Source organism: Zestomonas carbonaria (genome assembly GCF_904061905.1).
Classification (GTDB): Bacteria; Pseudomonadota; Gammaproteobacteria; order Pseudomonadales; family Pseudomonadaceae; genus Aquipseudomonas; species Aquipseudomonas carbonaria.
This window is the reverse complement of sequence record NZ_CAJFCI010000024.1, coordinates 17,368-31,740: the sequence shown is the minus strand read 5'-3', so window position 1 is coordinate 31,740 and position 14,373 is coordinate 17,368. Positions and strand designations below refer to the sequence as shown.

The 14,373-nt window shown below is 67.4% G+C and carries 11 protein-coding genes and 1 tRNA gene; 6 read left to right on the top strand and 6 right to left on the bottom strand.

The window, feature by feature from the left end; genetic code table 11:
• Window positions 1-312 precede the first annotated feature (312 nt).
• The 4 genes from PSEWESI4_RS04575 (at window position 313) to phaZ (ending at window position 3,813) form a co-directional block, all read left to right on the top strand.
• Window positions 313-389, top strand: a tRNA-Arg gene (locus PSEWESI4_RS04575).
• Between the two features lie 130 nt (window positions 390-519).
• Window positions 520-876, top strand: a complete 357-nt coding sequence (locus PSEWESI4_RS04570; protein ID WP_187670000.1) for a YdcA family protein — start codon at window positions 520-522, stop codon at window positions 874-876.
• A 372-nt stretch (window positions 877-1,248) separates the two neighbouring features.
• Window positions 1,249-2,928: a class II poly(R)-hydroxyalkanoic acid synthase gene (phaC, locus tag PSEWESI4_RS04565; protein WP_187669999.1), complete on the top strand. Its 1,680-nt coding sequence runs from the start codon at window positions 1,249-1,251 to the stop codon at window positions 2,926-2,928.
• A gap of 42 nt (window positions 2,929-2,970) precedes the next feature.
• Entirely contained in the window at window positions 2,971-3,813 is an 843-nt protein-coding gene (gene phaZ / locus PSEWESI4_RS04560; RefSeq protein ID WP_187669998.1) for a poly(3-hydroxyalkanoate) depolymerase, read from the top strand.
• On the opposite strand, the gene PSEWESI4_RS04555 is transcribed toward phaZ, so the two are convergent.
• The 5 genes from PSEWESI4_RS04555 to PSEWESI4_RS04535 form a co-directional block, all read right to left on the bottom strand.
• The gene (locus PSEWESI4_RS04555; protein WP_187669997.1) at window positions 3,814-4,614 is read right to left on the bottom strand and encodes an energy transducer TonB; all 801 of its coding nucleotides are present in this window, start codon (window positions 4,612-4,614) and stop codon (window positions 3,814-3,816) included. It lies immediately after the preceding gene.
• Window positions 4,611-5,057, bottom strand: coding sequence for a protein TolR (gene tolR / locus PSEWESI4_RS04550; RefSeq protein ID WP_187669996.1), 447 nt, complete (start codon window positions 5,055-5,057; stop codon window positions 4,611-4,613). Before tolR ends, PSEWESI4_RS04555 begins: the two co-directional genes overlap by 4 nt.
• 10 nt (window positions 5,058-5,067) lie before the next feature.
• Entirely contained in the window at window positions 5,068-5,772 is a 705-nt protein-coding gene (gene tolQ / locus PSEWESI4_RS04545; protein ID WP_187669995.1) for a protein TolQ, read from the bottom strand.
• Between the two features lie 78 nt (window positions 5,773-5,850).
• Window positions 5,851-7,767 carry a phytase gene (locus PSEWESI4_RS04540; RefSeq protein ID WP_187669994.1) on the bottom strand — a complete coding sequence of 639 codons (1,917 nt, stop codon included), beginning with the start codon at window positions 7,765-7,767 and terminating at the stop codon, window positions 5,851-5,853.
• A gap of 65 nt (window positions 7,768-7,832) precedes the next feature.
• Complete coding sequence (locus PSEWESI4_RS04535) at window positions 7,833-10,358, bottom strand: TonB-dependent receptor (protein ID WP_187669993.1); 2,526 nt, start codon at window positions 10,356-10,358, stop codon at window positions 7,833-7,835.
• 410 nt (window positions 10,359-10,768) lie between these two features.
• On the opposite strand from PSEWESI4_RS04535, the gene PSEWESI4_RS04530 reads away from it, so the two are divergent.
• The gene (locus PSEWESI4_RS04530) at window positions 10,769-11,686 is read left to right on the top strand and encodes a GGDEF domain-containing protein (RefSeq protein ID WP_187669992.1); all 918 of its coding nucleotides are present in this window, start codon (window positions 10,769-10,771) and stop codon (window positions 11,684-11,686) included.
• A 9-nt stretch (window positions 11,687-11,695) separates the two neighbouring features.
• Window positions 11,696-12,730 (top strand): AraC family transcriptional regulator, encoded by a 1,035-nt coding sequence (locus tag PSEWESI4_RS04525; protein WP_187669991.1) that lies wholly within the window; start codon window positions 11,696-11,698, stop codon window positions 12,728-12,730.
• Between the two features lie 64 nt (window positions 12,731-12,794).
• Here PSEWESI4_RS04525 and PSEWESI4_RS04520 read toward each other — a convergent pair whose 3' ends face one another.
• Window positions 12,795-14,222 (bottom strand): short-chain fatty acid transporter, encoded by a 1,428-nt coding sequence (locus PSEWESI4_RS04520; protein WP_187669990.1) that lies wholly within the window; start codon window positions 14,220-14,222, stop codon window positions 12,795-12,797.
• Between the last annotated feature and the right edge of the window lie 151 nt (window positions 14,223-14,373).

Here is a 14,373-nt window from a genome sequence, read left to right as displayed (position 1 = left end):
CGCCACCGGGCCTCGCTGCTTGTTGTCTGGTGGACTCGCCCGGGCGGTCGTTCGTCGGCCCTGAAACCAGGGAGTCGCCATCGCTCCCGGAGTTCCCTGCCCTGCACCGCCAGGCGTTTGAAATCTCAAACGAATCCTAGGGGCCGGGGGGACAAAGGGCAATAGGATGTTCGAAAAAATTAACGAAAGGTCGAGCATCAATCGGCTTTTCTGGACAAAACCGGCCAAAAAAGCTCCTGCCGTTCGGGATCGCGAACGATATCCCCGGCATGGACGCCCGCCGGGGAGATGCGTATGATTGCGCCCCGCAACGCACTCGTAGCTCAGCTGGATAGAGTACTGCCCTCCGAAGGCAGGGGTCGTGGGTTCGAATCCCGCCGAGTGCGCCATATGAATGAAAGGCCCCAGGTGTTCGCACCCGGGGCCTTTTCGTTTGCGTCTTCCGAGCCCGACCGGAGCGCTTTTCTTGCCCAGCGAAGGCGAATAGCATCTGGCCATCACCCCTTGGGAGATCGGCCCGTGCCCTTATCGCTTCCCCAAGCCTGGATGCCGACGTTCGGCCTGGCCGCCTTCCTGCTGCTCGTGCTTGCCGCCCCCTCGGCCCTCGCCGCGAATCCCCCCTGCTCCGGCAAGAAGGGCGGCATCGCCGGCTGCGATGGCGAGTTGTTCCTGTGCAACGATGGCTCGATCAGCGGTTCGAAGAGAAACTGCGCGGCCTACATGGGACGGGGCGGCACCTCCCCCGCACAGCCCCGGCAACTGCTCGACGACAACACTAGCGATTGCCCGTGCGGCACCAGCACGTTCTGCACGGGCCCACGCGGCGGGGTGTACTGCCTGACACCTGGCGGCAAGAAGAGCTATAGACGGAAATGACCTTCCAGGCGCTTCGCCAGCCAGGGCAGCGCTGCCGATAACCCCTCCAAATATCCCACCAAAGCACTAATCACTTGGCGCCAGGCCAGTCCCTACCGTCCGGAAAAACCGTACTTTCGAGTGCTTTTGCGGGCGCTCCGCCTCATTGACACTGGCTTCGAAGCGTCATCTCGCCGATCCCACCCGCGAGTGCTCATCCAGCCGCCTCGAAAACCACTGATAGACAGAAACCCCATGCCCTTGGGCTGTAACGCAGGGCCGGGAGCAGAACCAGCGGTCGGTGCCGCTCGCCTCTCCATCACCTGTCCTGGCCCGAGGGTCGCGTCGTCCCTGCCCTGCCGGGGACTTCGCATGTCGTATGGAGCTCCCATCATGCACAACAAGAAAGACCTCGAGCTTTCTCAACAGGCGTCCGAGTACACCTTGAACCTGAACCCGGTGGTCGGTCCTCGCGGGCGTGATCTGCTCAGCAGTGCGCGCATGGTGCTCCGGCAAGTTCTCAGGCAGCCCCTGCACAGCGCCAAGCACGCTGCCGCCCTGGGCGGCGAGTTGAGGAATATCCTGTTCGGCCGCTCGGCATTGCAGCCCGACGAGGGGGACAAACGCTTCGTCGATCCGGCCTGGAAGGAGAACCCGCTGTTCCGCCGCTACATGCAGACCTACCTGGCCTGGAGCAAGGAGCTGAACGAATGGATCAGCACCAGCAATCTCTCCGAGCAGGATGCCAGCCGCGGCCAGTTCGTCATCAGCCTGCTCACCGATGCCATGTCGCCGACCAACACCCTGGCCAGCCCGGCGGTGCTCAAGCGTTTCTACGAGACCGGCGGCAAGAGCCTGCTCGACGGCCTTTCCAACCTGGCCAAGGATCTGATCGACAACGGCGGCATGCCCAGCCAGGTGAACAAGGAAGCCTTCGAGGTGGGCCGCAACCTGGCCACGACCCCGGGCGCCGTGGTGTTCCGCAACGAAGTGCTGGAGCTGATCCAGTACCGGCCGAGCACCGAGCAGGTCCATGAGCGGCCGCTGCTGGTGGTGCCGCCGCAGATCAACAAGTTCTACGTGTTCGACCTGTCGCCGGAGAAGAGCATGGCGCGCTTCCTGGTCGGCAGCGGTATCCAGACCTTCGTGGTCAGTTGGCGCAATCCGGGCAAGGAGCAACGCGAGTGGGGCCTGTCCACCTACATCGAGGCGCTCAAGGAAGCCATCGACGCGGTGCTGGCCATCACCGGCAGCCCGGACCTGAACATGACCGGCGCCTGTTCCGGCGGCGGCACCATGTCTTCGCTGCTGGGCCATTACGCCGCCCTGGGCGAGAGCAAGGTGCATGCCTTCACCCTCGTGGTCAGCGTGCTGGACACCCGCGTCGACACCCAGGTCGCCCTGTTCGCCGACGAGAAAACCCTGGAAGCCGCCAAGCGTCACTCCTACCAGGCCGGCGTGCTGGAAGGCCGCGACCTGGCCAAGGTGTTCGCCTGGATGCGTCCCAACGACCTGATCTGGAACTACTGGATCAACAACTACCTGCTCGGCAACGAGCCGCCGGCGTTCGACATCCTCTACTGGAACAACGACACCACCAACCTGCCGGCGGCGCTGCACGGCGAGTTCATCGAGATGTACCGGACCAACCCGCTGATCCACGCCGGTCTACTGGAAGTCTGCGGCACGCCGATCGACCTGAAGAAGGTCACCAGCGACTTCTACTGCGTGGCCGGCGTCACCGACCACATCACGCCCTGGGACGCCTGCTACCGCTCGGTGCACCTGTTCGGCGGCCAGTGCGAGTTCGTGCTGTCCAACAGCGGGCACATCCAGAGCATCCTCAACCCGCCGGGCAACCCCAAGGCACGCTTCATGACCAACAGCGGGTTGCCGGCCGATGCCAACGACTGGCTGGCCAGTTCCACCAAGCACAGCGGCTCCTGGTGGACGCACTGGCAAGCCTGGCTGCAGGACCGCTCCGGCAAGACCAGGAAGGCCCCCGCCAAGCTGGGCTGCAAGGCCTATCCCGCCGGCGAGTCGTCACCGGGCACCTACGTGCACCTGCGCTGAACGATCACCCACCGCACCGCGTTTCAGAAGGACCCGAATCGTATGTCGCAACCCTTTGTCTTCCGTTCAATCGAGTTCGATGGCGAGCACTTGCGCGTCGCCATCCGCCCGGGCACCTCGCCGATACCGCCGTTGCTGATCTTCAACGGCATCGGCGCCAACCTCGAATTGGTGTTCCCCTTCATCCAGGCGCTCGACCCCGACATGGAGATCATCGCCTTCGACGTACCCGGTGTGGGTGGCTCCTCGACCCCGCTGCGGCCCTATCGCTTCCCCAGCCTGGCCAAGCTGGTGTCGCGCATGCTCGATTACCTGGACTACGGCCAGGTCAACGCCATCGGCGTGTCCTGGGGCGGCGCGCTGGCCCAGCAGTTCGCCCGCGACTACCCGGAGCGCTGCAAGAAGCTGATCCTCGCCGCGACCGCCACCGGCCTTTTCATGCTGCCGGGCAAGCCCGGGGTGCTGTGGAAGATGGCCACGCCGCGCCGCTACATCCAGCCTTCCTACGGCGCGCGCATCGCCCCGGACATCTACGGCGGCGCCTTCCGCCGCGATGCCGGCCTGGCACTGACGCATGCTAGCAAGGTGCGCTCCGGCGGGCGGCGCGGCTATTACCTGCAACTGCTCGCCGGGCTCGGCTGGACCAGCATCCACTGGCTGCACAAGATCCGCCAGCCGACCCTGCTGCTGGCCGGCGACGACGACCCGCTGATCCCGCTGCCCAACATGCGCCTGCTGGCCAAGCGGATTCCCAACGCGGAGCTGCACGTGATCGCCGACGGCCACCTGTTCCTGGTGACCCGCGCGGAAGCGGTGGCGCCGATCATCGGCCGCTTCCTGGCCGAGGAGCAGCGCCGGGCACGGGTGCGGCACTTGCCGCTCTGATCAACGCTCGATGCGGTAATGGAAGGTGTTGCGCACGCCAGGTACGGCGACAGGCCGGCCGTCGATCACACGCGGCTGGTAACGGAACTTCAGCGCCGCCGCCAGTGAAGGGCGGACGAACAGCGGATGGCAGTCGCCGACCACCTTGGGCTCCTCCACGCCGCCCTGCGGATTGACCCGGTACTCCACCGTGCAATCGCCCTGGACGCTCCGATCGAGGGCGCGCTGCGGGTAGTCCGGTGCCTGCTTGACGATGGGCAGGTACTGGCGGCTGGCGGCCGCGGCGGCTTCGGCCTGGCGCGCACGCTCGGCGGCCAGCAGGCTTTCCTGCGCCCGACGGGCCATCTCGGCCTGGCGCTCAGCCTCGACGGCGCGCCGCTCGGCTTCGCGGCGCTCGCGTTCCCGCTGGCGGCGCTGTTCGGCCAGGCGCTCGTGGCGTTGCTCCTCCTCCAGCCGCTTGCGGGCCAGCGCCGCCTGTTCAAGCTTCTGCTGTTCGATGGCCGGGGCGCCCCGTGGCGCCGGGTCCGGCTCGGCGACGGGCTCGGACGGCGGCACCACAGCCGGCTCGACGGGCGCAGGAGGTGCGGGAGGCGTAGGAGTTGGCAGACTCACCAGTTGGGTGGTCAACACCCGGACGGACGGCTCGGCGGGCGGTTCGGGCTTCCAGCCGGCCATCAGTAATGCCAGCACCAGGCCGTGCAACCCCACGGCGAGCAAGGCCGCCACCGCGTTGCGCCAGCGGATGCGGTACGACGGGGCCAGGCTGAAGGTGGAAGAGTCGTCCATCACCAGCACACTCATCGCGGCGCCTCGGTGATCAGGCCGAGGTTGCTCACCCCGCCCTGCCGCAGGGCCGCCATGGCGGCGACCACCCGGCCGTAGCCGGCGTCCTGGTCGGCGCGGATGTACACCTGGGTGTCGCCGCGCGCGGCGATGACGGCGGCGACCTTGGCGGTCATCTCGTCGAGAGCCACGGCGCTGTCGGTGCTCCCCTCGGTGTCCAGCTCCTCGCCGAGGCTCCAGTGGTAGCCGCCATCGGCATGCACCGAGAGGGTGAGGATCGATTGCCGGCTGTCACGTGGCAACGCCTCGGCGGCCACTTTCGGCAATTCCACCGGCACCCCCTGGGTGAGCATCGGCGCGGTGACCATGAAGATCACCAGCAGTACCAGCATCACGTCGATGTAGGGCACCACGTTCATTTCGGCCTTGGGACCGTGCCTGCGTTGCGGGCGGACGAGCATGGGGCGTTCCTCAGGCCGCGACGGCGACGTTGGCGGCGCCGTGCAGGCGGCGTTGCAGGCGCGCCTGCAACTCGTTGCCGAAGGCGTAGTAGCGGGCGGTCAGGCTCTGCGCGCGAGCGGCGAAGCGGTTGTAGGCGATTACCGCGGGAATCGCCGCGAACAGGCCGATGGCGGTGGCGATCAGCGCCTCGGCGATGCCCGGGGCGACGGTGGACAGGGTCGCCTGCTGCACCTGGGACAGACCGATGAAGGAGTTCATGATCCCCCACACGGTGCCGAACAGGCCGATGTAGGGACTCACCGAGCCGATCGTGGCGAGGACGGCCAGCCCCTTCTCCAGGCGCTCCTCCTGCTCGGCGATGGCCACGTAGAGACTGCGCTCGACACCGTCGATCACCGCCTCGCCGGTGATGCCCGGCTCACGGCGCAGTTGCCCGAAGGACTGGTAGCCGGCCTGGAAGATGCGTTCCAGGGCTGCGTCCTCGCCGACCTCCGCCTCCGGGCGCTGCAACTGGGTGAGGTCGCCGCTGGCGCGGAAGCGCTGCTGGAAGTCCCTGAGCCGAAGCTCGGTGCGTCGCAGGGTGGCGCCGCGCTCGACGATCAGGTACCAACTGAGCAGCGAGGCGCCCAGCAGGACCAGCATGACGCCCTGGACCAACAGGCTGGCGTCGCCGATCAGGCCCCAGACGGTCATCTGTTCGAGTGTGCTGTGCATCGGTCTTTCCTCGTATTCGCGACTGCTTATTTCAGGTACTGGCGGTTACCGGCCGATGACGACCGGCATGGCCCGCTCCTACAGTTTCAGGGCGCGGGCCACCTCGGCCCAGGGCACGAACTTGAAGTTCTGGGTCTGCTCGGGCATCCGCTTGCGGCCGTCCTGCACCACCAGCATCCCTTCGCTCCAAGGCCCACCGAGGTTTGCCGAGGTGACTTCCAGGCCATCGGTCTCCGACGCGCCGTCGATGCCGGCCCCGGCGTTGAGGCCGACACGGAAGGCACCACGCAGGGCGAACGGCGGCTCGGCGTCGAGCACCACGTAGCTGTCGTTGCCCTGGCTGGAGATCACCAGGTAGTCGCGTTCCTCGCTCTGGTAGAGGGCCAGGCCTTCCACGTCGGCGTGCAGCACCTCACCCACTTTCATCACCGACGCCAGTTCGGCGGGTTGATCGGCGCGGGCATCCAGGGCCCAGACACCGACGTCCTCCTCGCCGACGAACAGGCGCTGGCGCTGGTCGTCGGCGACGCAGCCCTCCGGCTGGCTGGCAACCCGGAAGCGCCGCACCAGTTCCCCGCTCACCCGGCCGCCGACGCCATCCAGGCGGTATTGCAGGAAGCTGCCGTCCTTGTCGTTGGCGAAGGCATACAGCTCGCCCGAAGCCGGCTGGAACAGGCAGATGCCGTAGATTTCGCCGAGCGGCGTAGGCACCTCGCCGGCCGCCTTCAACTCCCCGCTGGCGCGATCGATGCTGAAGATGCTCAGGCTGTTGGTGTCGCGGTTGCTGGCCACCGCCAGGTCGACCCACCCAGCGCCGAGCTGGAAGTTCGGGCGCACGTCGACGTTGTTCAGGCGGCCCACCGGCAGCTCCTGGAGCAGGTGGCCGTCGAGATCGTAGACCAGCAGCCCTTCCTTCTTGTTGGTGCCGAGAACGCGGCTGGCGGCCGGATCACGGGGGTTGACCCAGATCGCCGGATCGTCCGCCGCGTCGCCCTGGCGGGCCACCGGCTCGCTCTGTCGCAGCGCGGCGACGTTCGGTAGCGGCACCGCCGGTTTCGGCGCTTCCGGCAGCCAGTCCAGCGTGCCCTGGTGGAGTTTCCCATCGCCGTCGTCCAGGACCAGCAGGTCGAGCCCCTTGTCGGACAAGCGCAGCGCCAGCCGCTCCGGCTCTTCCAGACCGGCCAGCGGCAGCGCGGCGATCCGTTCCCAGTTCCGCTCTCGCTGCTGGTAGAGGTGCAGCGCGGCCGCCTCGGGGTCCAGCGCCAGCAACCCGCCCGGCACCACGGCCAGGGCGCCGGCGGCTTTCTGCAAACCGCCGAAGGGCGCGACCATATCCACCGGGGCGCGTGCGCTGTCGGCCTCGGGGTGTGCCGGATAGGCCCACAGACCGACATTTTCCTCGTTGACGAAAAGCTGGCCGGCGGCATCGTCCGCCTGGCAGTGCTCCGCCTCCGGCGGCAGCGGCAGGCCGCGTACACGCCGGGGGTCGGCGAGCAGCCGCCGGCCATCGCCGACCAGCCATTGCTCGCCATGGCCGTCTTCGCCGACCAGGAACAGGTAGAGGTTGGCGACCTCGTCGCGATACAGGCACAGCCCGGCCACCGGATAGTCGCGCGCCGGCAGGTAATGCCGCGCGCCCCAGCGTCGGCCTGCCAAGTCGAGATCGACCAGCATGGCCTGCTGGCTGGCGTTATCCAGGCTGGCGACGACCACGCCGCTACCGGCGGCGCGACTGTCCAGGCCGCCGAAGCTACCCGGCAGGCGCGCCAGTTCGGCACCCTGGCGATCGAGCAGCAACAGGCCGTGGCGCGCGCTGGCGGCCAGCAGCGCCTGGCCGTCGGGTAGGAAACGCAGGTCCTCGACCTTGGCCGGAATGTCCCAGGGGGCAAGGGAAAGGGCTGGGCTCGCCGGTTGCGAAGCGGTCTGCGGCTGGCAGGCGGCCAGGGCAAGCAGCACGGCGGGCAGAAGGTGTTTCGGATGGAAAATGGAGATCATCGCGTAGGCATTCCTGCGAAGCGGCCGGACCAGGACGAATACCCGCCCGATCCAGCCGCCCGGGTTCAGAAGTGGGTGAGCGTCAGGCCGAGCTTGTAGGTCGGGCCGTACTCCTCGTATTGGGCGTTGTAGCCGCGCCGCCCGGTGTAGACGTAGAAGCTCTCGTCGGTGAGGTTCTGCGCCTCGAAGCTGAGCTGCAGGTTCCGGGTCAGGAAGTAGCGCGCGCTGAAATCGACGAAGGTCTGCGAGTCGGCATGCAGGTCGTGCAGGCGGTCGCCCACCGCCGCCACCTCGGCCAGGTAGTCGGACTTGTAGTTGGCCGACAGGCGCAGGCTGAGCCTGTCGTTCTCCCAGCCGAGCATCAGGTTGCCGACGGTGTCGGACTGGTTGGGCAGGTCGATGTCGCGCTTGAGCGTACGCCCGCTGTCGGCATCGAAACCCTTGATGCTCGCGTCGGAGCGGCTGAAGGTGGCGTTGGCGCCCAGCAGCAGGCCATTCCAGGGCGCCGGCAGCCAGTCGAACTTCTGCGAGTAGGCCAACTCGATGCCGTACAGCTTGGCGTTGTCGCCGTTGGCGAAGGTTTCCGCCTCGTCGAAGTCGACCCAGGCACCGGTACCGGCGAGGTCGGTGTTGTAGATGAAGTTGTCGATGTCCTTGTAGAACAGGAACGCCGAGACCACGCCCGCGCGGCCCATGTAGTGCTCGATGCCGAGGTCGAAGTTGCGCGACTCCAGCGGATCGAGGTCCGGGTTGCCGAAGCTGGCCTCGTCGCCATCGATGATGAAGCCGGGAGCCAGTTGGCCGAAGGTCGGACGCACCACGGAATGAGTCAGCGCCGCGCGGATCTGGGTGTCCTTGTCCAACTGGTAGCGAGCGTGCAGGCCCGGCAGCCAGTGATGGTAGTCGTTCTTGCGCTCGATGGCCTCGAAGGCGTCGTCGCGCAGGCCGGTGCCCTTGGCTTCCATCTTCGTGCCCTCGTAGCGCAGGCCGGCGATGAAGCGCCAGTCGTCTACGTCGAGGGTCTGCATGAAGTAGCCGGCGTCGATGTCTTCGCTGATGGTGAAGTCGTTCACCCGCGACTCTTCCTCGTTGTAGAAGTCCGCCCGGTCGAGACCGCCGAGCAGCCGCTCGATGGCCTTGGCGCTGATGCCGGTGGCGAAGCGACCGAGGTTGTAGTGCACGTTGCCTTTCTGGAACTGATCAAGGCTGAGCTGCTCGTCGCTGAAGAAGTCGTCCAGGTCCTCGTAGGTCCAGACTTCCAGGTCGTTGCGCTTGTCGCGCCGGCTCAGCTTGCCGCCGAACTTGGCCTGCGCCGGGTAGCCGGCCAGCTCGTAGTCGCGGGCCAGGTCCAGGCGCAGGTTCTTCTCGGTGTCCTTGGTGTAGCCCTTCTCCCGGTCGACCTGGTCGAGGGTGAAGTTGGCCGGGTTGTAGAAGTCGTCCCCGATGTTCAGCCGCGGCTTCTTGCCGTCGCGGAAGCCGGCGCCGGCGAAGTCGTCGTTGCCCTCGAAGCTGGCGCCGGCGATGCCGAGCGGCGAATCCTCGCTGGACTTGCTGTAGCCGACCTGGCCGCTCAGGGTCCACAGGCCGAACATGCGTTCGCCGCCGAACACGTAGGACTGGATCTCCTGGGTCTCCTCGCGGCTCTTCAGCTCGCGGTAGCCTTCGGCCTCGCCGAGTTCGCCCGGCGCTTGCGGATCGGCGAACTCGACGCCGGCGGCATTGCGCATCTCGGTGTCCTTGAAGCGACTGTAGAGGGTGCGCAGGTAGAAGCTGGAAAGGTCGTCCGGACGGTAGTCGAAGTTCAGGCCGGCGCCGGTGCGTTCGCGACGGATGTCGTAGTCGCGCAGCTCCATCTCCTCCAGCCGGGCGCCGTCCTCGAAGTCCCAGGCGCCGCCGGTTTCCACGTTGTCCGAGCCGAAGTCGCGCTTCTGCCAGCTCAGCGCGGCGGCCACGCCGAAGTTGTCCACACCGTCGCCGAGGCTGAAACGGTTGCTGATGGCGCCGGAGAATTTCGGGCTGGTCTGGTTGGTGTTCTCGTCGTAGCCGGCCTCGCCGCCGAAGCTGTAGAACAGCCCGTCATGGTCGAAGGCGGACAGGCTCTCCACCTCGATGGTGCCGCCGAGGGAGTTGGCGTCCATGTCCGGGGTCAGGGTCTTGACCACGCTCAGCGACTGCACCAGTTCGGCCGGCAATACATCGAGGGCCACCGCGCGGCGATCGCTCTCCGGCGCCGGTACCAGGGTGCCGTTGATGGTCACGCTGTTGAGGTCCGGGCCCAGGCCACGCACGCTGACGAAACGCCCCTCGCCCTGGTCGCGCTCGACACTGACGCCGGGCAGGCGCTGCAGGGCCTCGGCGGCATTCTCGTCGGGCAACTGGGCGACGCCGTCGGCATGCACCACGCTTTTCACGCTGTCGGAACTGCGCTGCTCCTTCAGTGCCTGGTCGATACTCGCGGCCTGGCCGATCACTTCGACATGCTCGGTGACGATAGGCTGTTCGGCGGCCTGGACCACCCCGCTGAAAACGGCCAGCGCCAGGGCGCTGACGGTGAAACCTGCGAGCCGGGCGGCGGTACTGCGTGTGTACATGACTGCTCTCCCCAAGAGTCCGTGTAACGCCGGCCAACCAGCCCGACGACTTGGGAGCGGACCCTAGGGAGCGGGGATGAAGGTTCTGTGACAAGGGGCCGGAAAAGCCCGCTTGAAGCGGGCTTTTCCGGCGTTATTGAGCCGATATGACCTCCCCGGCACCGTCCCTCCGGCCCTCATCTTTCTTGCGGGACACGCCGTAAGCAGGCTCGCCGGAAACGGAGGGCGCCAGCCCCGGTACCGGTGAATACGGCACGCCCTGCAGGCCGAACCGCTGGCCTGGCGCTGGAGATACCCGGCATCCCGGCGATTTTTTCACCTTTCGCCTGAGCCGATCCGACCTCCCCGCCTGCAACCGGAACGTCACATTCCTCTGCTCTGCTGGCGCCGTCGCTGCGCAGGAGCCCGCCATGCCGTCACTACTCAAGCTGCACCGCCTGAAACTCACCGCCCTGTTCCTGGCCGCCAATCTCGGTCTGCTGCTGTACCTCGCCGCCGGCGACCTCAAGGGCTTTGACGAGTGGGTCTGGCTGGACATCCTTGGCGAGGGCGGCTCGGCGCTGCTGGCCCTGGTGTGGATCGGTCTGTTGCTCAAGAGCCGTCCCGCCGGGCGGGTCACCAACCTGCTGGCGCTGGGCCTGGGCGCAGTGTTCTTCTCCTGGTGGATCGACTGCCTCGACGAGTTCATCCGCCTGCCCGACAGCGTGCACTGGGACCACTGGCTGGAGTCGGCGCCAATGCCCGTCGGGCTGGTCCTGCTGACCCTCGGCATCTACCACTGGCACCGCGAGCAACTGGCGATCAGCGCGCAGATGGAAAAGCGCGAGCGGCTGTTCCGCGAGCACCGCCTGTTCGACAAGCTGACCCCGCTGGGTGGCGCCGACTACCTGCGCCGGCAACTGGAGATCAGCCTCGCCGGGGCGAGCGAGGAGAACCGGCCGCTGTCCCTGGCGATCCTCGACCTCGACGACTTCGGCGCCATCAATCGCCGCTTTGGCCACGCCGAGGGCGACCACCTGCTGCAGAGCCTGACCCAGTTGCTGCTGCTCAACCTGCGCCGCCAGGACCTGCTCTGCCGCCTGGCCGGCGACCGTTTCGTGGTGTTGCTACCGGACACCGGCGAAACCCAGGCGCGCCAGATCGCCGACGAACTGGCCCTGGCCGTGCGCCACTTCGCCCACAAGACCCGCCAGCAGGGCGAGCGCCTGCAACTGAACGCCACGATGGCGGTGGTCATGGCCGTGCAGGACAGTCCGGAAAGCCTGCTCGAACGACTCAACCAGGCCCTCGCCCGCGCCAAGTCGCCACGCCTGGCGCGCAGCGCCTGAGGCTCGGCCATGACGATAAGAACGCCCTGGTACGAATGCGACAGCCGCTTCATAGCCGCCCACTACCAGCCCGCCATGCTGATCGACCTGGCACTGTCCCGCGAGATCGACAGCCACCGCCTGCTGCGCGGCACCGGGCTGTTCTACGAGGACATCCTGGCCGGCCGGCGGCTCATCAGTCCGCAGCAATTCCTGACCCTGATCGGCAATTCCCAACGCCTGCTGGACGCCGACGACACCAGCTTCCTGCTCGGCCAGCGCCTGCTGCCCGGCCACTATGGCGCGGCCAGTCACGCCCTGCAGCACGCCGGCAACCTGCAGGAAGCGCTGGGTCTGCTGATCCGCCTGCGCGCCCTGCTCTGCCCGCTGCTGGCGCCGCGCCTGCTGCTGGACGAGAAGGATGCCTGGTTGTACTGGGTGGACGCCTGCGGCGCCGGCGAGCAGCGGCGCTTCCTGGTCGAGACCAGCATGACCGCGGTGGCCGGCATGAGTCGCTGGCTAGCTGGCGAGCGCCTGCCCTGGCACTTCCATTTCGGCCACGCGCAGCCGCGCTACGTCGAGCAGTACTGGGTACACCTGGGCGATGAAGTGCTGTTCGCGCGGCAACTGGACGCCATGCGCATCCCCCGCGAATACCTGACCCGCCCCTGGCCGCAGGCCTTGCAGACCGCCGGCCGCGTGGCCCAGCAGGAAAGCGACCGGCAACTCGAGAGCCTGGGGTTCGGCGCCAGCCTGCTGGAACGCCTGTACGTCTGGCTGCTGCGCCACGTGCGCGAGGCACCGACCCTGGAACAGGCCGCCCAGGCCTTCGAGATGAGTCCGGCGACCTTCAAGCGCAAGCTGCACAAACACGGCACCCACTACCAGGAACAGCGCGACCTGGTGCGCAAGCAGGTCGCGCTCTACCTCTACCGCCTCAAGGGCTATGGCAACGACGAGGTGGCGGCCTACCTGCGTTTCCACGACACCGCCAACTTCCGCCGCTCCTTCAAGCGCTGGACCGGCCTGTCGCCCAGCGACCTGCGGCAGTTGTTCCGTACCTGACGCCAGGCACTTCCCACCTGCCTTCCATGGCGGGCGGGAGGTCATGTCCGGACGGCAGCGGGCCTCAGGGCATTACTGGCGCCACATAGGCCAGCGTGCTGCCCAGCGCCCACAGCAGCACCAGGACCAGCGGGATGTGCACCAGCAACTGCACGAAGGTGAAGCCGATCAGGTCGCGCGCCCTGAGGCCGAGCACGCCGAGCAGCGGCAGCATGTAGAACGGGTTGATCAGGTTCGGCAGCGCCTCGGCGGCGTTGTAGATCTGTACCGCCCAGCCCAGGTGGTATTGCAGCTCGTTGGCCACCTGCATCACGTAGGGCGCCTCGATGATCCACTTGCCACCACCGGAGGGGATGAAGAAGCCGAGCACCGCCGAGTACACGCCCATCAGCACCGCGTAGGTGTCGTGGGAGGCGATCTGCACGAAGAAGGTGGAGATGTGGTGCGCCAGGCTCTGCCCGTCGCTGCCCGGCACGCCGGTCATGATCGCGGCGATCGAGCCGTACAGCGGGAACTGGATCAGCACGCCGGTGGTGGTCGGCACCGCGCGGGCCACCGCGTCGAGGAAGCTGCGCGGACGCCAGTGCAACAGCGCGCCGAGCATCAGGAACAGCAGGTTGTAGGTGTTCAGACCGGAGATCGCCAGGATCGCCGGCTTGGTGCTGAACTCGTGGTACAGCCAGCCGCCGGCCAGCAGCACCAGCAGGATGATCAGCAGCGGGCTGTGCTCCAGCCACTCGCCCGGGCGGGTCGGCTTGAGCACCGGCGGCGGGGTGAAGCTGACGTCCACGTTGCAGGCCTTGGCGTCGCGGGCGCTGGCCGCGCTCGGCGCGGTGACGTAGGCGATCACCAGGGACACCACGACCAGCGCCAGCAGCATCACCCCGGACTGCCAGAGGAAGATGGTCTCGGTGAAGGGAATCACCCCGGTGATCTGCAGGATGCCCGGCGGCAGGCTGGCCGGGTTGGCCTGCAACTGCGCCGCCGAAGAGGACAGGCCGAGCGCCCACACCGCGCCGAGGCCGAGATAGGCGGCGGCGCCAGCGGCGCGGTAGTCCATCCTCAGGTCCGTGCGGCGGGCCAGCGCGCGCACCAGCAGGCCGCCGAACACCAGGCTCAGGCCCCAGTTGAGCAGCGAGGCGAGCATCGACACCAGCGCCACCCAGGCGACCGCCGAGCGGCCGTTCTTCGGGACTCGGGCGAGGCGGTCGATCAGCCGCGAGGCCGGGCCGGAACTGGCCACCACGTAGCCGCCGATGACCACGAAGGCCATCTGCATGGTGAACGGGATCAGGCTCCAGAAGCCGTCACCGAAGGCCTTGGCGGCGTCGGTGGGCGCGGCGCCGAGGGCCATTACCGCCAGGGTGACGATCAGCACGCCGACCACGGCGAATACCCAGGAATCGGGGAACCAGCGCTCGGCCCAGTTCGAGCAGCGCATGGCGAAACGCGCGGAACGGCTTTCTTCGAGTGGAACGGAGAGGGACGACATGACTACCTCTGGGAATTATTGTTGTCGAAGGTTTTTCGCTCCCCGGCCATGCCGGGCAGCTTTCGCGGGATGCGCATCGACCGGCGTCCCTTCCGGCCCTTGCGTGGTGCGCATCGCGCAGCGAGTGGCCCGGATGCGCTCCGGGCCATTC